Genomic DNA, 21,948 nt, shown 5'->3' on the forward strand with positions numbered 1-21,948 from the left:
AGTAAGTACTGGGATTTCAGGCCCTGTTGAGGGCTTCCGCCCGTCGTACGACGGCCTCCAGCGCCCGGAACCAGGTGCGGGCCAGGTCCTGGACCCGCTCCTCGGTGAGGAGTTCGGCCGCGTACGCCCAGTGGGCGCTGAGTTCCGGGCCCTCGGGACGGTTCTCGGTGATGGCGTTGAGGGTCAGGGCGTGGGACATCGGCTGGCCGGGGTCGGCGTCGAGGTCGGCCGCGTCGTCCTCGGGGGCGTAGGACCAGTCGGCCGCCGCCGGGCGGTCGAAGCGGCCCATGTAGTTGAACTCGATCTGCGGCTCGGCGAGTTGGGCGAGCAGCGGGCCGGTCCCGGAGTTGAGGTGACGCAGCAACCCGTACCCGATACCGGCCGTGGGCAGCGCGGTGAGGTGGGCGCGGACACGGGCCAGGGCCGTGTCCAGTGCGGGCCCGCCCGCGAAGGCGTCCGCCAAGTCGGCCTGGCCCGGGTCGAGTCGTACGGGTACGACGCTGGTGAACCAGCCGACCGTACGGGACAGGTCGGCGTCGCCCGCGAGTTGCTCCTCGCGGCCATGGCCCTCCAGGTCGACCAGGACGGGCCCGCCTGTACGTTGCGCGCCGAGTGTCCGGGTCCGCCACTCCCCGACCGCCAGCGCGAACGCGGTGAGCAGGACGTCGTTGACGGTGGCGCCGAAGGCGGCCGGGGCGCGGCTCAGCAGCGGTTCGGTGAGGTCGGCGGGCAGGGTCAGGGAGAGGTAGCGGGTGGTGGCGACGGTGTCCCGGGCCGGGTCGAGCGGACGGGCCAGCGGAAGCCCCGCCCCCTCGGCGAGGGCGGAGGTCCACCACGGCAGTTCGTCCTCGGTGGCCGGATCGCCCGCGCGGGTGCCCAGAAGCCTGGCCCAGCGGGCGAACGACAGCTCCACGGGCGCGAGTTCGGCCGTACGACCGCCTCGGACCGCCGCCCAGGCGGTGGCCAGGTCGGGCAGGAGCACACGCCAGGAGACGCCGTCGATGACCAGGTGGTGGACGAGGATCAGCAGCCGCCCGGGCTGTCGTGGTCCGGCGTCGAACCAGACCGCCCGGACCATCGCTCCGGCATCCGGGTCGAGCCCGGCGCGCGCGGTCTCGGCGTGACGGGAGATGGCGGCGCGCAGTCCGGCCTCGTCCGTGCCCGCCACATCGACGCGGGTCAGCCAGGCGCCCACCTCGGTGTCCTGGGCCGCGGGCACCCGCAGACTCCACTCCGGTGCGCGCATGAGCCGGGCCCGGAGCATGTCGTGCCGGTCGGCGAGTGCCTTGAGCACGGTCAGCAGGCCGGGTTCGGTCAGGTCCGCGGGGGTCTGGACCAGGGCCGCCTGGTGGTACGCGGCGATGGGGCCACCACGCTCCAGCAGGCCGCGCATGATCGGGGTGAGCGGGACGGCGCCGGTGCCGTCGTCGTGGACGGCGTGCCGTTCGGCGGTGCCCAGCGGGACGGCAACTGCCGCGAGGGCGGCGACGGTTCGGTGCTGGAAGACCTGGCGCGGGGTGACGCGCAGGCCGCCGGCCCGTGCTCGGGCGACGAGTTGCATGGCGACGATGCTGTCGCCGCCGAAGGTGAAGAAGTCGTCGTCCGTGCCGACCGCCTCGGCGGGCAGCCCGAGGGCGTCCGCGAACAGGTCGCGCAGGGTCAGCTCGGCGTCGTTCTCGGGGGCCCGGCCGCCGCCCGTCGTGGTGAAGTCCGGGACGGGCAGGGCGGATCGGTCGAGCTTGCCGTTGGACATCAGCGGCAGCCGGTCGAGGACGACCACGGCGGCCGGGACCATGTAGTCGGGCAGTACGGCGGCGGCATGGGCACGCAGGGCCGACCCGTCCGTCTCCTCCGCGACCACGTAGGCGATCAACTGCCGTATGCCGGGCCGGTGTTCGCGAGCCACGACGACGGTCTGGGTGACGGCCGGGTGGGTGTCCAACGCGGCCTCGATCTCCGCGAGTTCGATGCGGAAGCCGCGGATCTTGACCTGGTCGTCGGTGCGGCCCGCGAACTCCAGCCGGCCGTCCTCGGTCCAGCGGGCGAGGTCGCCGGTGCGGTACATACGCGCGCCCGGTGCGCCGTACAGGTCGGCGACGAAGCGTTCGGCAGTGAGTTCGGGCCGGTCGAGGTAGCCACGGGCCAGGCCCGGTCCCGACAGGTACAACTCGCCGGTGACGCCGGGCGGTACGGGGCGCAGGGCGGTGTCGAGGACGTAGGCGCGGGACTCGTGGACGGGGCGTCCGACGACCGGGGTGGCGCTGTCGCGGACCCGGCCGACGAGCGCGTCGACGGTGGCCTCGGTGGGGCCGTACAGGTTGAACGCCTCGGTGTCCGGCAGCGCGGCGAGCCGCGTCCACAGCGACTCGGGCACGGCCTCGCCGCCGAAGCCGACCACCGCGAGCGGGCAGTCGCCCTCGCTGCCGATCAGTCCGCTGTCCGCCATCTGCGCGAGCAGCGACGGGGTGACCTCGATGAAGTCGATGCCCCGGCCGCGGATGAACTCGGCGAGGAGTTCGGGGTCGCGGCGGGTCTCGTCGTCGGCGATGTGCAGGGCGTGTCCGTCCAGCAGCCACAACTGCGGCTGCCAGGAGGCGTCGAAGGAGAACGACCAGGCGTGGCCGACCCGCAGGCGCCGCAGTCCGGTGCGCTCCCTGGCCACCTGGTGCAGGTCGTGACGGTGGCTGTGGAAGAGGTTGGCGATGCCTCGCTGGGTGACGACGACACCCTTGGGGCGGCCGGTGGAACCGGAGGTGTAGATCACGTAGGCGGGGTGGTCGGGGCCGGGGGCGACGGGTTCCGCCTGCGGCAGTCCGTTGTCCGGGGCGTCAAGTCGCAGGACCGGTACGCCCGTTGGCGGCAGCGTGGCGGCCGTCTCGCCCGTGGCCAGGATCAGCACCGGGCGAGCGTCTTCGAGCATTCCGGTGAGTCGGGACTCGGGGAGGTCGGGGTCGAGGGGCAGATAGGCGGCGCCCGCCTTCATCACGGCGAGGATCGCGGCGATGTGGTCGACGGTGCGGGGCAGCGCGAGGGCCACGATCCGCTCGGGCCCGGCGCCGTGTCCGGCGAGGGTGCGCGCCAACTGGTCGGTGCGGGCGTCGAGTTCGCCGAAGGTGTAGGTCGTACGGCCGTCGGTGACGGCGATCGCGTCCGGTCCCGCGGCGACCTGCGTGGCGAACAACTCCGGGACCGTACCGAGGCGTTGGGAGTGCGGGAGCGCGGTGTCGTTCCAGCTCTCCAGGACGGTGTCCAGGTCGGCGGGGCCGAGCAGGTCGAGGCGTCCGACGGGGCGGTCCGGGTCCGCCGCCATCCCGGTGAGCAGGGTGGTCAGGGCGTCCGAGATCCGTCGTACGACGGCCGGTCGGAACAGGTCGGGGCGGAACTCGGCTGTCAGCCGCAGCCGTTCGGCGGGCTCGACGGCCCACGCGAACGGGTAGTGGGTGGAGTCCTCGTGGTCGCGGACGCTGACGCGCGGCCCGTCCCCCGGCTCCTCCGCGTCGGCCACGGGGTACGACTCGAACACCACGAGGGTGTCGAAGAGTTCACCGAGTCCGGCGGCCCGCTGGATGTCGGCGAGACCGAGGTGCTGGTGGGCGATGAGGGCGGACTGCTCGTCCTGGAGCCGCGTCAGCAGGGCGGCGGTGCTCTCCTCGGGGTGGACGTTCACCCGCACAGGCACGGTGTTGATGAACAGGCCGATCATCGACTCGGCACCGGCCAGTTCGGGCGAGCGCCCGGCGACGGTGGCACCGAACACCACATCCGTGCGTCCGGTGAGTCGGCCCAGGAGCACGCCCCAGGCGGCCTGGACAAGGGTGTTGACGGTGACGCCTCGGCGACGCGCGAACGCCTCCAGCTCCGCCGTGCGGTCCGGGTCCAGCTCCACGGTGTGGGTGCTCGGTACGACGGCGGCCCGGTCGGGGTCGACCGGCGCGAGCCGGGTCGGCTCGGCCAGCCCGCCGAGCGCCTCGGCCCAGGCCGCGGTGGAAGCGGCCGGGTCCTGGGCGGCGAGCAGTCGCAGGTGTTCGCGGTACGGGGCGGGCGCGGCCGGAGTGCGGCCCTCGTAGCGGGCCCACAGTTCGGCGGTGAGCAGCGGCAACGACCAGCCGTCCAGCAGGAGATGCTGGTGCGACAGCACGAGCCGGTGCCGGTCCGGCCCGAGCCGGGCCAGCAACAGCCGTAGCAGCGGTGGGTGTTCGGGATCGAACCGGCGCCGCTCCTGGACGAGCAGCCGCTCCCACTCCCCTGGCTCGTCGGCCAGGTCGAGCTGCCGCCACGGCAGTACGGCCGTACGCGGGACGACGGCCACGGGCCGTCCGGAGGACAGGTGCCGGAAGCCGCTGCGCAGGTTCTCGTGCGCGTCGAGCACGGATTGCGCGGCGGTGTGCAACCGCTCGGGGTCGAGGGGACCTTCGAGGTCGTAGGAGACCTGGACGGTGTAGACGTCCGGGCCGTCGTCGCCCGAGTCGAGGGCGGCGTGGAAGAGCAGGCCGGCCTGGAGCGGGGAGACGGGCAGGACCTCGGTTCCGGCGGGCAGCGCGGCGAGTTCGGCGCGCTCGTCGTCGGTGAGGTCGAGCAGCACGGTGCCGTCGGCGCGCCCGGCGGTGGCCGTGGTCGCGGTCACGGTGGCCAGTCCCGCCGCCGACTTGCGGCGGAAGACGTCACGCGGGCTGAAGGTGAGCCCGGCGGCGCGTGCGCGGGCCACCAGCTGCATGGCCACGATGCTGTCGCCGCCGAGGGTGAAGAAGTCGTCCTCGACACCGACCCGTTCGAGCCCGAGGACATCCGCGACGAGCGCGCAGAGGGTCTCCTCCAGCTCCGTACGCGGCCGGGTGTCGGTGACCTCGGCGGCGAAGTCGGGAGCGGGCAGGGCGCGGCGGTCCAGCTTGCCGTTGGGGGTGAGCGGGAGGGCTTCGAGGGTCACTACGGCGGCCGGGACCATGTGGTCGGGCAGCGAACGGGCGGTGTGGTCGCGGAGTTCGGCGGATTCGGCCGGAGCGCCGGCCGGTACGACGTATGCCACGAGCCGTTCGTCCCGTACGAGGACGGTGGCGTGCGCGACGCTCTCGTGCGCGGCCAACACGCTCTCGATCTCGCCGAGTTCGATACGGAAGCCGCGCAGTTTCACCTGGTCGTCGGCGCGGCCGAGGTATTCCAGCTCCCCGTCCCGGGTCCAGCGGGCCAGGTCGCCCGTGCGGTACATGCGGGCGCCGGGCTCGGTGGCGTACGGGTCGGCGACGAAGCGTTCGGCGGTCAGGGCGGAGCGGCCGAGGTAGCCGCGCGCCAACTGGACGCCCGCCAGGTACAGTTCGCCGGCCACGCCGGGCGGTACCGGGCGCAGTCCTGCGTCCAGGACGTAGGCGCGGGTGTTCCACACCGGGCGGCCGATCGGGACGGTGGCCGGGTCGGCGGGGACCTCGTGGGCGGTGACGTCGACGGACGCCTCCGTGGGGCCGTAGAGGTTGTGCAGCCGGGTGTCGGCGAGGACCTGGTGGAAGCGGGTGGCCAGCGGGGCGGGCAACGCCTCGCCGCTGCAGATCACTTGGCGCAGGTCGGCGCAGCCGGTGGCGGTGGGTTCGTCGAGGAAGGCGTGCAGCATCGACGGTACGAAATGGGCCGTGGTGATGTGCTGACGCCGGATCAGTTCGGCGAGGTAGGCCGGGTCCTGGTGGCCTTCGGGGCGGGCCACGACGAGCGTGGCGCCGGTGATGAGCGGCCAGAAGAACTCCCACACCGACACGTCGAATCCGGCCGGGGTCTTCTGCAGGACCCGGTCGTCGGCGTCGAGGCGGTAGGTGTCCTGCATCCACAACAGGCGGTTGGTGATGCCCTGGTGGGGGACGGTGACGCCCTTGGGGCGGCCGGTGGAGCCGGAGGTGTAGATGACGTAGGCGGGGTGGCGGGGGTCGTGGGTGGTGGGCAGGGGTGCGTGTGCCGGGTGGTCGGGGGTGCCGTCCGTGTCGACCGTGAGGGCGGGAACGTCGGTGTCCGGGAGGGTGACGCCGTCCGTGGTGACCAGGCAGACCGGGCGGGCGTCGGTGAGCGTGTGGGCGAGTCGTTCGGCCGGGTAGCCGGTGTCGAGGGGCAGGTAGGCGGCGCCCGCGCGGTGGACGGCGAGCAGGGCGACCACGAGGGCGAGGGAGCGCGGCAGGGCCACGGCGACCACGGCCTCCGCCTGCGCCCCGTGCGCGGCGAGGGTGTGCGCCAACTTCTCGACGCGCAGGTCGAGTTCGGCGTAGGTGAGGGCGGTGTCCTCGAAGACGACCGCCGTGGCCTCGGGGGTGCGGGCGACCTGGCGGCGGAACAGCTCGGGCAGGGTGAGGTCGGGGACGGTCCGGGTGGTGGCGTTCCAGTCGGTGAGGACAAGGGCGCGTTCGTCGTCGCGGAGGATGTCGAGGGCGCCGATGCGACGGTCGGGGTCGCGGGTTAGCTGGGCGAGCAGTGACTCCAGGCGCTGGGCGAGGAGTTGGGCGGTCGGCTCGTCGAAGAGGTCGGCGCTGTACTCGATCCAGCAGCGCATGCCGTCCGCGCCTCGCTCGACGAAGTCGAAGCTGAGGTCGAACTTGGCGCCCTGCTGGCCGAGTTCCTCGCGGCGCGCGGTCAGGCCGGGCAGGGCGGGAGTCGCGCCCTCGTCGTCGAGGTGGACGACCATCACCTGGAACAGCGGGTGCCGGGCCAGTGAGCGGGCCGGGTTGACCGCCTCGACCAGGCGCTCGAAGGGCAGGTCCTGGTGCTCGTAGGCGGCGAGGTCGGTGTCCCGGACGCGGGCGAGCAGATCGGCGAACGTCGGGTCGCCGGACAGATCGGTGCGCAGGACAAGGGTGTTGACGAAGAACCCGATCAGGTCTTCGAGCTGCTCGTCCGCCCGCCCGGAGATCGGTGCGCCGAGCGGGATGTCGTCCCCGGCGCCGAGCCGGTGCAGGAGTGCGGCGACGGCGGCCTGGGTGACCATGAACATACTGACGCCGTGGCGCCGGGCCAACGCGCGCAATTCTGACGTCTGTTGGGCATCGAGAGTCAGGCCGACCGCACCGCCCCGGTGACTGCTCTCCAGCGGGCGGGGGCGGTCCGTGGGCAGCGCGAGTTCATCGGGGAGGCCCGCCAAAGTGTTCTGCCAGTAGGCGAGTTGGCGGGACTGGCGGCTGTCCGGGGCGTCGGGGTCACCGAGCGCCTCGCGGTGCCAGAGGGCGTAGTCGGCGTACTGCACGGGCAGCGGCGCCCACGCGGGGGCGTGCCCTTCGCGGCGGGCCTCGTACGCGGTGGCGAGGTCCCGCCACAGCGGCCCGTCGGACCACTGGTCGCCGGCGATGTGGTGCAGCACCAGGAGCAGGACGTGCTCGTTCTCGCTGACCTCGAACACGTGGGCTCGGAGGGGGAGTTCGCGGTCGATGTCGAAGCCGCGCGCGGCGGCCCCGGCGAGCAGGGCGGGCAGTTCGGTCTCCGTGGCCCGGCTGTGGTGCAGGGGCACCGCGGCCTGGTCCAGGACGACTTGGTGGGGGTGGCCGTCCCGCTCGGGGAAGACCGTGCGCAGGCTTTCGTGGCGTACGGCGAGGTCGTCCAGTGCGGCGGACAGCGCGTCCCGGTCGAGTGTGCCGGTCAGACGCCAGGCGGCCGGGATGTTGTACGTGGCGCCCGGGCCCTCGATGCGGTGCAGCAGCCACAGGCGCTGCTGGGCGAAGGAGAGCGGGAGTTCGTCGGGTCGTTGGGTGGGGACGAGGGCGGTCAGGCCGTCGGCCCGGTCGTCGAGTCGGGCCGCGAGGAGGGCGGGTGTGGGTGCCTCGAAGACGGTGCGGACGGTGAGGTCGGCGCCGAGCAGCGCGCGGACGCGGCTGACCAGGCGCATGGCGAGCAGGGAGTGGCCGCCGAGCGCGAAGAAGTCGCCGTCCACGCCGACCTGTTCGAGGCCAAGGACATCGGCGAAGAGTCCGGTGAGGATCTCCTCGCGCGGGCTGCGGGGCGGGGTGCCCGTATCCGTGCCGGCGGCGGTCGTGAAGTCGGGGGCGGGCAGGGCGGCGCGGTCGAGCTTGCCGTTGGGGGTGAGGGGCAGCGTGTCGAGGGTGACGAAGGCGGCCGGGACCATGTGAGCGGGGAGGGTGGCGGCGGCATGGGCGCGCAGCGCCGTCACCTCGACGGAGCCCGCCGGGACCACGTACGCGACGAGGTTCTGCTCCCGGACCACCACGACCGCGTGCGCGACGGACGGGTGTGTGGTCAACACGCCCTCGATCTCGCCGGGTTCGACGCGGAAACCGCGCACCTTCACCTGGTCGTCGGTGCGGCCCAGGTACTCGATCGTCCCGTCCGTGTGCCGGCGGGCCAGGTCGCCGGTCCGGTACATCCGGGTGCCGGGCGCGCCGTACGGGTCGGCGACGAAGCGTTCGGCGGTCAGGCCGGGCCGGTCGAGGTAGCCGCGCGCGAGCTGGACGCCCGCCAGGTACAACTCGCCCGGTACACCGGGCGGTACGGGACGCAGTCCGGCGTCGAGGACGTAGGTACGGGTGTTCCACACCGGGCGGCCGATCGGCACGCGCGTCGCACCGGGTCCGATCTCCAGGGCCGTCACGTCGACCGAGGCCTCGGTGGGACCGTAGAGGTTGTGCAGCTCGGTGCCGGCCAGGACGTGGTGGAAGCGGTGGGTGAGGGCGACGGGCAGGGCCTCGCCGCTGCACATCACGCGACGCACGCCGGTGCAGTCGGCCGCGGCCGGTTCCTCCAGGAAGAGTTGGAGCATGGAGGGCACGAAGTGGACGGTGGTGACGTCCTGTTCGCGGATCAGCCGGGCCAGGTAGGCCGGGTCGCGGTGGCCCTCGGGGCGGGCGACGACCAGGGTGGCGCCGGTGATCAGGGGCCAGAAGAACTCCCACACCGACACGTCGAAGCTGGACGGCGTCTTCTGCAACACCCGGTCGGCGGTGGTGAGTTCGTACGCGTCCTGCATCCACAGCAGCCGGTTGACGATGCCCTCGTGCGGGACGACGACGCCCTTGGGGCGGCCGGTCGAGCCGGAGGTGTAGATGACGTACGCCGGGCTCGACGGGTCGTAGGACGTGGGGAGTCGGTCCTCGGGGCCGGTCGGCAGGGTGTCGCGGACGACGTACACCGGGCGGGCGTCCTCGACCATCAGGGCGAGTCGGTCCTCCGGGTAGTCGGGGTCGAGCGGGAGGTAAGCGGCCCCGGAGCGGTGGACGGCGAGCAGGGCGACGACGAGTTCGAGTGAGCGCGGCAGCGCCACGGCGACGGTCTGCTCGGGGCCCGCGCCGAGCGCTGCCAACACCCGAGCCGTGCGCTCCACTTCAGCGTCCAGTTCGGCGTACGTCAGCCGCTGCCCCTCGAAGACGAGGGCCGTGGCGTCGGGGGTGCGGGCCACCTGGGCGCGGAAGAGTTCCGGCAGGGTGGTGGCCGGGACGGGGTGCTCGGTTGCGTTCCACTCCCCGAGGACCAGGGCGCGTTCGGTGTCCTCCAGGAGGTCCAGGTCCCGTACCGCGCGGTCGGGTTCGGCCGCCGCCCGGTCCAGCAGCCGGGCCAAGCGGCCGGCGAGGCGTTCGGCGGTGGACTCGTCGAAGAGGTCGGTCGCGTACTCCAGGAGCAGGACCACCCGGCCGCGGCCGGTCTCGTCGACGAACGTGAAGTGGAGGTCGAACTTGGCCATGCCGGTGTCCATGTCGAACCACTCGGTCGCGAGGCCGAGCACGTCCGGGTCGCCGTCGGGGCGGTGGTGGTAGCCGAGCATGACCTGGAAGAGCGGGTTGCGGCCGGCCACGCGCGGCGGGTTGAGGGCTTCCACCACCCGGTCGAAGGGCAGGTCCTGGTACTCGAAGGCCGCGAGGGACGACTCCCTTACCCGGCCCAGGAGTTCGCGGAAGGTCAGTTCGTCGCCGGACACGTCGGTGCGCAGGACAAGGGTGTTGACGAAGAAGCCCACCAGGTCGGCGAGGGCCTCGTCGGTGCGGCCTGCGATGGGGGCACCGAGCGGGATGTCGTCGCCCGCGCCGAGCCGGTTCAGGAGTGCGGCGGTGGCCGCCTGGAACAGCATGAACATGCTGGTCCCGGTGGCGGTGGTGAGATCGCGCAGGGCGTGGCCGGTGGCGGTGGGCAGTTCGAGGCGGACCTTGCCGCCGTGACCGGTCGGCTCGGTCGGGCGCGGTCGGTCGGCGGGCAGGGCGAGTTCGTCGGGCAGGCCGTTCAAGGCCTCGCCCCAGTGGGCGAGTTGGGCCTCACCGGTGCGGGCGAGCAGGTCGTCCTGCCAGAGGGTGTGGTCGGCGTACTGCACCGGCAGCGGCGCCCATGCCGGCTCCCGTCCCTCGCGGCGGGCCGCGTAGGCGGTGTTGAGATCCGCGAGGAAGGGGCGGTCGGACCACTCGTCGGTGGTGATGTGGTGCAGGACGACGGCCACCACCTGCTCGTCGAATCCGAGCCTGAACACCTCGCAGCGCAGCGGGAGTTCGGTGGTGAGGTCGAAGGGGCGGCGCTGGGCAGACTCGATCAGCGCGGGCAGTTCGTCCTCAGCGCAGTCGACGACCGTGCAGGCCGGGACCGCCGCGTCGGCGGGGAGAATGCGCTGGTACGGCTCGCCCTCGTGGGTCGGGAACACCGTCCGCAGTGCCTCGTGCCGTCCGGCGACGTCCCGCAGGGCGGCGGCCAGCGCGTCGGTGTCGAGGATGCCGCGGAGTCGGAAGACCAGCGGGAAGTTGTAGGCGACACCGCTGCCGGTGATCTCCTCGACGAGCAACAGCCGTCGCTGGGCCGCCGACAGCGGAACGCGGGCGGGCCGGTCGGCGACGGGCGTGACCGCCGGACGGGCCGGGCTCGCCGCGTCCGCACGGCCCGCGAGGAGCGCGGGAGTCGGCGCCTCGAAGAGGTCGCGGATGGCGAGTTCGGCGCCCAGTTCGGTGCGAGCGCGGCTGACCAGTCGGGTCGCGAGGAGCGAATGGCCGCCCAGGTCGAAGAAGTTGTCCTCGGCGCCGACCTCGGGAAGTCCCAGCACTTCGGCGAACAGGCGGCAGAGCACCTCCTCCTGCGGGGTGCGCGGGCCGCGTCCGCCGCCGAGGGCGACGGCGGGTTCGGCGTCGGGCAGGGCACGGACATCGAGCTTGCCGTTGGCGTTCATGGGCAGGCCGTCGACGGTGACGAAGGCCGACGGGACCATGTAGTCGGGCAGTTCGCGGCCCAGATCCTCACGCAGGCGGCGCACGAGCGCGCTCGCCTCGCGGGCGGCGGTGGGGTCGTTGGCGTAGGGGTGCGTGCCGCCGCCGGGCTTGAACAGGCCGCCGGTCAGCCGGAGTTCGGACGCTTTCAGGAAGACGGCGTCATACGTCCCCCGCTGCTCCGACCAGGTCGTCAGCACCCGGTATCCGGCCGCCGTGCCCAGCTCGTGCAGGTGCTCGGGGTCGACTCCCGTCTCGGTCGTACGGCCGTCGGGGATGCCGGTGAAGCGGAGCGCCTCGGGGCGTTCGCCGCGCGGGCGTTCGGCGGTGGCGCCGGTCGCGGACCAGCCGCCGCGCAGGAGTTCACCGATCGCCTCGGCGGACGTCCGGTCGCCCCGCAGGAGTTCGCCGATGGTGTTGCCGGTGGCCCAGTCGACGGACGGGACGGTGTCCAGGCGTACGTCCGGGTCGTCGGCGTAGAGGACGACGTCGTAGCGGTGCCGGGACAGCTCGTTGTGGTGCTCGGCTCGCTTGGTGCGCAGGTCGACGCCGTAGCCGAGGGTGGTGAAGTAGTCGGGGTCTACGAGGAGTTCCTTCTCCAGGCGCAGTCCGCGTTCCACCGCCCGCTCCAGGTCCGGCTCGGCGGTGCCCCTGGCGCGCTGGATCTCGGTGTGGAAGGTGCCGGCGAGCCGCAGGTTGCGGACGTCGCCGACGAACAGGGCACCGCCGGGCGCGAGCAGGTCCATCAAACCGTGTATGACGGTGGTCAGGTGGTCGATGCTCGGGAAGTACTGGATGACCGAGTTGATGACGATCGTGTCGAAGTAGGCGAACGGCAGACCGCTCAGGTCCTCGGCCGGGCGGCAGCGCAGTTCGACCTTGGCGGCGAGCGCGGGGTCGCGCCGAACCTCCTCGCCGATCTTGCGGATGACGGGAGCGGCGAAGTCGGTGGCCCAGTAGGCCTCCGACTCCGGGGCGAGCCGCGACAGCAACAGGCCTGATCCCACGCCGACTTCGAGGATGCGGCGCGGCTTGAGGGCGCCGATGCGGGCGAGGGTGGCCTCGCGCCACTCGTGCATCTCCTCGAAGGGGATGGGCCGGCCGTCGTAGGAGCTGTCCCAGCCGTCGTACCGCTCGGTGAAGACGGCGGTGCCGATCTCCTCGTACTCGTCGGAGTAGATCTCCTGCCACTCCCCCACCTGCGCGGCCTCGGCGGCGGTGCGTTCGGACGGGTCGGCGCCGGAGGGGACGACGTAGCCGACGAGGCGTTCGTCGCGGACGACCACGGCGGCCTGGGAGACGAGCGGGTGGCGGCTGAGGCTGGTCTCGATCTCGCCGGGTTCGATGCGGTAGCCGCGGATCTTGACCTGGTCGTCGGTGCGGCCGAGGAAGTCGAGGTTGCCGTCGGGGTTGCGGCGGACCAGGTCGCCGGTGCGGTACATGCGCTCGCCGGGCTCGCCGAACGGGTCGGCGACGAAGCGCTCGGAGGTCAGCGCGGGCCGGTCCAAGTAGCCCCGGGCCAGGCCGATTCCGGCGATGTACAGCTCACCGGGGACGCCGTCCGGCACCGGGCGCAGCCAGGCGTCGAGGAGGTGGGCGCGGGTGCCGCGGATGGGCTTGCCGACGGTCGGGGTGTCACTGTCGAGGGTGCCGCCGCCGAGGGTGTTGATGGTGTACTCGGTCGGCCCGTAGAGGTTGTAGCCGTACGTTCCCTCGGTGTCGTGCAGGGCCGTCCACACCGTCTCCGGGACGGCCTCGCCACCGAGGAGGACGAGTGGCGGGACGTGGCCCTCCAACAAGCCCTGTTCGATGAGGATTCGGGCGTAGGTGGGCGTGACGTTGACGACGTCGACGCGATGCCGCTCGCAGTAGGCGACCAGCGCCTCCGCGTCCCGCCTCAACTCCTCGTCGCAGACGTGCACTTCGTGGCCCTCGACGAGCCAGAGCAGTTCCTCCCACGACATGTCGAAGGCGAAGGACACGGTGTGCGCGATGCGCAGCCGCCGCCCGCCGGCCGAGGCGATGGCGGATTCGAAGATCTCCTTCTGGTGGTTCAACTGCATGTTCGTCAGGCCCCGGTAGGGGGTGACGACGCCCTTGGGGCGGCCGGTGGAGCCGGAGGTGTAGATGACGTAGGCGGGGTGTTCGAGGCTGAAGCGGCGGCGGACGGGAGTGTGCGGCTGACCCGCCAACTCCCCCTTGGTTTCAGGGTTGTCGAGGAGAACGCGGGTCATCTCGCCGTCCAGCGTGGCCGATACGGCCGTGGTGCTCAGCAGAAGGAGCGGGCGGGCGTCGGCCAGCATCAGGGACAGGCGGTCGGCCGGGTGGTCCAACTCCAGCGGGAGATAGGCCGCTCCGGTGCGCAGGACCGCGAAGAGGGCGACAACCATGTCGAGGGAGCGCGGCAGGGCGAGGGCGACGACCTGCTCGGGGCCCGCGCCCCGGTCGATCAGCAGCCGGGCCGTGCGGTTCACGGCCGCGTCGAGTTCGGCGTACGTCATGCTGCGCTCGCCGAAGACCAGGGCCCGCTCGTCCGGGGTGCGTTCGGCCTGTGCGGCGAGCAGGTCGGCGATGGTGTCCTCGGGGTCGGGGACCCGGCTGGCCGCCGACTCCCGCCGTAGCGCCTCGTGTTCGGCGGGTAGCAGCGGGTCCAGCGAACCCACGGGCGCGTCGAGGTCGGCGGTTAGGCGGTCGACGATCAGCGCGAAACGGTCAAGGAGCGCTTGCGCCTGGGCAGTCGGGACGAGGTCGGGGCGATGGGTGAGGGTGACGGCGATCTCGCGGCCGGGGGTGATGACGAGGTTGGCCGGGTAGTGGGTGGCGTCGACGTTGGCGACGGCGGTGGCGCCGTGCCGGGTCTTCAGGTCGGCGAGCCGTTCCTCGGTGTCGTTGTTGCGCAGCACGAACAGCGTGTCGAAGAGCTTGCGGTGGCCCGTCTCGGCCTGGAGGACGCCGAGGCTGAGGTGCTCGTACGGCATGAGGTCGAGGCGTTCGCCCTGGACACGGCGGAGCAGGTCGAGGACCGGTTCGGCGGGGTCGAGGGCGATGCGGGTCGGGACGGTGTTGAGGAACAGGCCGATGATGTTGCCGACGTCCGGGACCTCGCTGGGGCGGCCTGCGACGGTCGTACCGAAGACGACGTCGGCGCGGCCGGTCGCGGAGGCGAGGGTGAGTCCCCAGGCCGCGTTGAGGATCGTGTTGAGGGTCAGACCGTGAGCGGGCGCCAACTCGCGGAGTCGGTCGCCGAGTTCGGCGGGGAGGCGGGTGTCGAGCTGGTCGGGGATGACCGGTTCGAGGCCGTCGGCGGCGGTGGGCGCGAGCAGGGTGGGCTCGTCGAGACCGGCGAGCGCGGTGCGCCAGGCGGCCGTGGCGACCGAGTCGTCCTGCTCCTCAAGCCAGGTCAGGTAGTCGCGGTACCTGCCGGGCGCAGGGAGAGTGTTGGCGTTGCCGGCCGTCTCGTAGAGCGCGAACAGCTCGTCGAGGAACAGCCAGGCCGACCAGCCGTCCCAGAGGATCAGATGGCGGCCGATGACGAGCCGGTCGCCGCGCTCCGCGCCGAGGCGGAGCAGGAGGAGGCGGAAGAGCGGGGGTGCGGACAGGTCGAAGCGGCGGTTGCGTTCGGCGTCCGTCAACTCCCGTAGGAGTACGTCCTGTTCGGCTGCCGAGAGGAGGGAGAGGTCCACCTCTTCGAGGGGAATCTCCGGGGTCTCGACGATGAACTGCACCGGCTGGTCGAGGCCGTCGCTGGTGAAGCCGGCGCGCAGGCCCGGGTTGCGGTCGAGGAGCGTGCGGACGGCGGCGCGCAGCCGGGTGGTGTCCAGGCGGGTGGCGAAGTCGAAGGTCTCGTGGACGGTGTAGACGTCCAACGCGCCCTCGTCGTAAGCCGAGTGGAAGAACAGGCCCTCCTGGAGAGGGGCCAGCGGCCAGACGTCGGCGACCTCCGCCGGGGCGGCGACGGCTCGGACACGCGCGTGTTCGGCCTCGGTCAGGGCGAATGCCTCAACACGGCCGGTGGCTACGGCCGTTGCGGTGCCGGCCGCCAGCGCGAGGGCGGCGGGCGTGCGGTGGGTGAACACGTCGCGCGGGCTCAGGTCCAGGCCCGCCGCGCGGGCGCGGCTCGCGACGCCGATGGAGCTGATGCTGTCGCCGCCGAGGCGGAAGAAGTCGTCGTCGGGGCCCGCGTCCTCGATGCCGAGGACGGCCACGAAGATCTCGGTGAGCTGCTGCTCCAACGGCCCTGCGGGCAGGCGGCGTTCGGCGCGCTCGGCCTCGGGGGCGGGCAGCGCCGCCTGGTCGAGCTTGCCGCTCGGGGTGAGCGGGAGGTCGGCGAGGACGACGTACGCCTCCGGGACCAGGGGCGCGGGCAGCGCCTCCGCGAGGGCGGCACGCAGGTCGGCGGGGTCGACGTCCGCTCCGGCCGCCGGGACCGCGTAGGCGATGAGCCGCTGGTCGCGGATGACGACCGCGCCTCGGGCCACCGCCGGGATGCGTGTCAACTCGGCCTCGATCTCGCCGAGTTCGACGCGGTTGCCGCGCAGCTTGACCTGGCGGTCGGTGCGGCCGAGGTAGTCGATCGTGCCGTCGGGACGGCGACGTACGAGGTCGCCGGTGCGGTACATGCGGGCGCCGGGTCCGGTGGCGTACGGGTCGGCGACGAAGCGGTCGGCGGTGAGCGCGGGGCGCCGGTGGTAGCCGCGGGCCAGCTGGACGCCGGTGAGGTACAGCTCTCCGGGGACGCCGTCGGGGACCGGGCGCAGGCAGGAGTCGAGTACGCGCAGGCCTGTGTTCCACACGGGTCGGCCGATGGGCACGGTGGTGTCGGGCGAGCCGTCGTAGGTGTGGTGCGTGACGTCGACGGCGGCTTCGGTGGGGCCGTAGAGGTTGTGCAGCGGGACGCCGGTCAGCTCGTACCAGCGGTGGGCCGCGGAACCGGACAGGGCCTCGCCGCTGCTGAAGACTCGGCGCAGGCCGGCCGCCCATGCCGGGTCGGCGGTGACCTCGTCGGAGGCGAGGAACGCCTCCAGCATCGACGGCACGAAGTGCATGGTGGTGATGCCCTCGGCCTGGATCAGGCGGGCCAGATAGGCGGGGTCGCGGTGCCCGTCGGGGGCGGCGAGGACGACGGCGGCGCCCTCGCGCAGCGCCCAGAAGAACTCCCAGACGCTGACGTCGAAGCTGGACGGTGTCTTCTGCAACACCCGGTCGTCGGCGGCGAGTTGGTACGCGCCCTGCATCCAGGCCAGCCGGTTGCCGATGGCTCGGTGGGTGACGACGACGCCCTTGGGGCGGCCGGTGGAGCCGGAGGTGTAGATGAGGTAGGCGGGGTCGTCGGGGCGGGCGGGGTCCTCGGCTCCGCCGAACAGGGCCTCTTCGCCCTCCGCGTCCACCCGCAACACGTCCAGGCCCTCGACCGACGGGAGCCGGTCCGCGTCCCGTTCCGTCGTGACGACCGTGGTCGCGCCCGAGTCGGCCAGCATGTACGCGAGGCGCTCGGCCGGGTAGTCCAGGTCGAGGGGCAGATAGGCGGCCCCCGACTTCAGGACGCCCAGCAGCGCCACCATCAGCTCGGCCGAGCGCGGTACGGCGACGGCGACGAACCGCTCGCGGCCCGCACCCTTGGCCCGCAGCCGTGCGGCCAACTCCTCGGCCCGTGCGTCCAGTTCGGCGTAGGTGAGGGTGATCGTGCCGTCGTACACGACGGCCGTCGCGTCCGGAGTCCGCGCGGCCTGCGCGGCGAACGCGGCGGCGACGGTGGTGGCCGGGACCGGTCGGGTCTCCCCCGCCGGGTGGGCGGCGGTCAGTTCGTCCGGGGTGAGCAGGTCGAGGTCGGCGACGCGGACGCCGGGATCGTCGGCCAGGGCGTGCAGGACGAGGGTGAGCCGGTCGGCGAGGGACTGTACGGCGTCCGCGTCGAGGCGTCCGGCGTGGTGCTTGAGACGCAGGTCGAGGCGGCGGCCGGGCTTGACGATGAGGGCGAGGGGGTAGTGCACGGCGTCGTGGAAGGCGTGTCCCGCGACGGTGATCGTGCCGGTGAGGTCGGTGATGCCGGGGGCACCCTCGCCACCGGGGTAGTTCTCGAACACCACGAGGGTGTCGAAGAGTTCGCCGTCACCCGCGTGGCCGGTGGCGCGCTGGATGTCGGCGAGGCCGAGGTGCTGGTGGTCGAGGAGCGCGCTCTGTTCGTCCTGGAGCCGGTCGAGGAGCCCGCCCAGGGTGTCGCCTGGGGCCCAACGCAGGCGGGTGGGCAGGGTGTTGATGAACAGGCCGATCATCGACTCGATGCCGTCGACGGCGGCGTCGCGACCGGCGACCGTCGTACCGAACAGCACGTCCTGGCGGCCCGTCATCCAGCCGACGAGCAGACCCCACGCACCCTGGACGAGGGTGCCGAGGGTGACTCCGCGTTCGCGGGCGCGGGCGGTGAGCCGCGAGGTCATGCGTTCGGTCAACTCGGCGCGGATCTGGGCGGGTTCGAGCGGTCCGGCGGGCGCGGGGGTCTCGACCAGGCGGGTGGGCTCGTCGACTCCGGCGAGCGCGGTGCGCCAGGCGGCGCGGGCCGCGTCGCGGTCGGCTCCGGCGATCCGGCGGAGGTAGCCGCGGTAGGGGGCGACTTCGGGGAGGGGCGTGGGGTTCTCGCCGTAGAGGGCGAGGAGTTCGCGGTGCAGGACGGGCAGGGACCAGCCGTCCGCGACAATGTGATGGAACGTCAGGACCAGTCGGCTGCGGTCCTCGCCGAAGCGGATGAGGGCGCAGCGGATCAGCGGCGGGTGGGCGAGGTCGAAGCGGTGTGCGCGTTCGTCGGCGGCGACGGCCTCGGCGAGGGTGCGGCGGACCGTGGCGTCTTCCTGTGCGGACAGGTCGACTTCGTGCCAGGGCAGTTCGAGGCCGGAGGCGATGAGCTGGACCGGGCGGCCGTCGGGTGTCTGGCGGAAGCAGGCGCGCAGCGGGGCGTGCCGGTCGACGAGTCGCTGTGCGGCCGTGCGGAGCAGGGTGCCGTCGACCGGGCCGGACAGCTCGATGACCTGCTGTACGACATAGGCGTCGTGTTCGGCGCCGTCCACCAGGGCGTGGAAGAAGAAGCCCTCCTGGAGCGGGCCGAGGGGCAGCGTCTCCTCGACGGTGACGGGGAACTCGCCCTGCACCGCGTCGAGTTCTGCATCGCTCAGGGACTGCCACGGGGTGATGGTCGGGTCGTCGACCGTGCCCGTGCGGGCGACCGTGGCGAGTTCGGCGACCGTGCGGTGCCGGAACACGTCTCGGGGGGTGAGTTCCAGGCCCGCCCGGCGGGCGAGGATGAGGAGTTGGACGGCGACGATGCTGTCGCCGCCGAGCGCGAAGAAGTCGTCGTCGACGCCGACCGAGGGGACCTTGAGGGCTCGGGCGTAGAGGTCGCAGAGCAGTTCTTCGCGAGGGGTCTCGGGCGCGCGGCCCGCGCTGAGTTGCCGGGTGAGGTCCGGGACCGGCAGTGCGGCGGCGTCGAGCTTGCCGCTGGGGGTGACGGGCAGCCGGTCCAGCGGGACGAAGGCGGCCGGGACCATGTAGTCGGGGAGGTACTCGGTGGCGTGGGTCCGCAGGGTCGACATCAGGGCGTTGACGTTGCGGAAGGGGGCGGGGCGGTTGGCGAGTTGATGGCCGCCGCCGGGGCGGTACGGCGCCTGCGCCTCCTCGCCGAGGGCGAACACGGCGTCCAGGCTGCCGTCCTCGGCGTCCCCGTTCCAGGTGAGCGCCACGTCGTAGCCGTGCCGCTCCGCGATCTCGTACAGGGTCTCGGGGTCCACGCCGTACGGTCCGGCGGCCGGCCTGCTGCTGTCGGCGAGGGCGTCGAGCGCGGCAAGGTCGTCGGCGAGGCGGGAGTTGGGGATGCCGGTGACGCGCGACCGGGGCGGGCGGGCGGCGAGCAGCGCGTCCAGCGCCTCCGCCGAACCGAGCGCGGGCCAGGGCGAGTCGGGGGTCTCCTCGGGTGCGGTCGCCAGCGGCCGGAGCACAACGTCGTAGCGGTACCGGGTGAGTTCGTTGTGGTGGGTGCCGCGCTTGACGCGGATGTCGGCGGTGAGGCCGTCGAGGGTGGTGAAGTAGTCGGGGTCTACGAGGAGTTCGCCCTCCCAGGCGACGGCCCGGTCCACGGCGGCGCGCAGGGCTTCCTTGTCGTCGTCGGCCTCGTCGCGTGTCCGGCCGCTCTCGACGGCGGCGCTCAGGGTACGCAGCAGGCGCAGGTTGCGGACGTCGCCGACGAAGACCGCGCCGCCGGGGGCGAGCAGTTCGGCGGCGTTGCGGAGCACGTCGGTGAGGTAGTCGCCGCCCGGGAAGTACTGGATGACGGAGTTGACGACGATCGTGTCGAAGTGGCCCTCGGGCAGTCCGGTGAGGTCGTGCGCGGGGCGGGCCAACAGGGTGACGCGGTCGGCGAGTTCGGGGATCGCGGACACCTGGGCGTCCAGGGCGCGTACGGCTTCCTCGGAGAGGTCGGTGCCCCAGTACTCGGCGCAGTCCGGGGCGAGCCGGGACAGCAGCAGGCCGGAGCCGACGCCGATCTCCAGGACGCGGCGGGGCCGTAGCGCGCGGATGCGGTCGAGGGTGGCCTCGCGCCACTCGCGCATGTCGGCGAGCGGGATCGGAAGGCCGTCGTACATGCTGTTCCAGCCGGCGAAGTTCTCCTCGAAGCCGTCCGATCCGGCGGCGGAGTAGAGGAGTTCGTGCAGGTCCTTCCAGTCGGCGACGCCCTCGTCGGGGGTCGCCTCGGCGTCCAGTGAGGGCACGACGTAGGCGGCGAGGCGACGTTCGCCGGGGCGGTCCTCGCGGACGACGACGGCGGCCTGGTCGACGGCCGGGTGGGAGCGCAGGACGGACTCGATCTCACCGGGTTCGATGCGGAAGCCGCGGATCTTGACCTGGGTGTCTACGCGGCCGTGGAACTCCAGTCGGCCGTCGGTCTTCCAGCGCACCAAGTCGCCTGTGCGGTACAGGCGTTCGCCGGGGGCGCCGAAGGGGTCGGCGACGAAGCGTTCGGCGGTGAGGGCGGGGCGGCCGAGGTAGCCGCGGGCCAGGCCGTCGCCCGCGAGGTAGAGCTCTCCCGTGACTCCGGCGGGGACGGGGCGCAGTCGGTCGTCGAGGACGTAGGCGCGGGTGCCGGGGTCGGGGATGCCGATGGGCACGATGGTGCCGGCCGGGGTGTCCGGATCGCAGAGGCCGAGGGTGGAGTTGGTGGTGGCCTCGGTCGGGCCGTAGGCGTTGAACATCATCCGACCGCGCGCGTAGCGGCCGACCAGCTCGGGCGAGACGCGTTCCGTGCCGGCCAGGAGGGTTGCCTGCGGCGGGAGTTGGACGTCCTCGGGCATGGCCGCGAGGAGCGCCGGCGGGAGGATCATGAAGGTGATGCCGTGGGCGTTGGCGTAGTCCGCGAGGGGGGCGCCGGGGACGCGGCGGTCGGCGGGGACGACGACGAGTCGGCCGCCGGAGAGCAGGCCGAGGCACAGGTCCCAGAACGCGACGTCGAAGCTGGGCGAGGCGAACTGGAGGACCCTGCTGTGCGGGCCGATTCCGAATCGCTCCTGCTGGGTGGCGACCAGTTTGGCGACACCCGCGTGGGACAGCACGGTGCCCTTGGGGCGGCCGGTGGAGCCGGAGGTGTAGATGACATAGGCGGCGTGCGCGGTCGTCGACTCGTCGACGGTGGCGGGGCCTTGGGCGGGGTGGGCGGCGAGTTCGACGACCGTTTCCGGGGCGTCGAGGACCAGCGGATCGAGGCCCGGCGGGAGGTCGGGGGCGATCTCGGCGGTGGTGACGAGGCAGACCGGGCGGGCGTCGGCGAGCATGTAGGCGATGCGGTCGGCCGGGTAGTCGGTGTCGACGGGCAGATAGGCGGCGCCCGCCTTCAGGACGGCGACCTCGGCCACGATCATGTCGGCCGAGCGCGGTACGGCGAGCGCGACGACCTGCTCGGGTCCGGCGCCCCGGGCCACCAGCGCGTGCGCCAACTTCGCGGCGTGGGCGTCGAGTTCGGCGTAGGTGAGGCGGACGTCCTCGTGGATGAGGGCGATCTCGTGCGGGCGGGCGGCGACCTGGTCGGCGAACATGCGGGGCCAGGTGAGCGGGGGCACGTCGTGCGCGGTGTCGTTCCAGCCGTGCAGGATGCGCTGTCGCTCGTCGGCGCCGAGGAGTTCGAGGTCGGCGACCTGGGTGTCCGGGCGGGCGAGGGCGTCGGTGAGGAGGGCGCCGTAGTGGCCGAGGATCAGGTCGACGGTGGCGGGGGTGATGAGGTCGGTGCGGTAGTCCGCCGCCACTTCCCCGTCGGCCACCGTGAGGGCCAGGTCCAGTGGGCCGCTCTCGTGCCAGGGGTCGGTGCCGAAGCCCGTGGCGCACAACAGGCCGCCGCCGCGGAAGGGTTCGGGGGCGAGGAGCCGTAGGAGATCGGTCGTCGGCAGGTGGTGGGCGGCGGCCTCCGCCCGTACGGCGGCGATCTGGTCGCGGAGTTGGGCGAACGGGGTGCCGCCGTCGATGGTGACGCGCAGCGGGAGGCCCTCGTGGGCGACCGCCGTCTCGGTGGTCGTGGTGCCGCTGTAGCGGTGCAACAAGGCCACGAAGGCGGCGAGTTGGGTGGCCGTGTCGGCCGTGGTGTCGAGTACGGCCGTGCGGCGCGCGCGGGACACCGGGCCGTCCTGGCGTGGCGGACGGGGGAAGTCCAGCGGCAGTGCCGTCTCCGGTACCGGTGAGGCGAAGCGCCGTCGCCAGAAGTCGTTCGTCGCCGTTGCCTGCGCCTCTGCCCGTCCCGAAGAAAGCGTGTTGCCCGCCACAGCTGCCCGTGCCT

General features: G+C 72.8%; 1 protein-coding gene. It reads right to left on the reverse strand.

The features are described from left to right. Window positions 1–16 precede the first annotated feature (16 nt). Window positions 17–21,934: a non-ribosomal peptide synthase/polyketide synthase gene (locus tag ACIBJH_RS29015; protein WP_399119816.1), complete on the reverse strand. Its 21,918-nt coding sequence runs from the start codon at window positions 21,932–21,934 to the stop codon at window positions 17–19. Window positions 21,935–21,948: the final 14 nt, after the last annotated feature.

This window comes from Streptomyces sp. NPDC050548, assembly GCF_044457385.1.
In the GTDB taxonomy this organism is placed as follows: Bacteria; Actinomycetota; Actinomycetes; order Streptomycetales; family Streptomycetaceae; genus Streptomyces.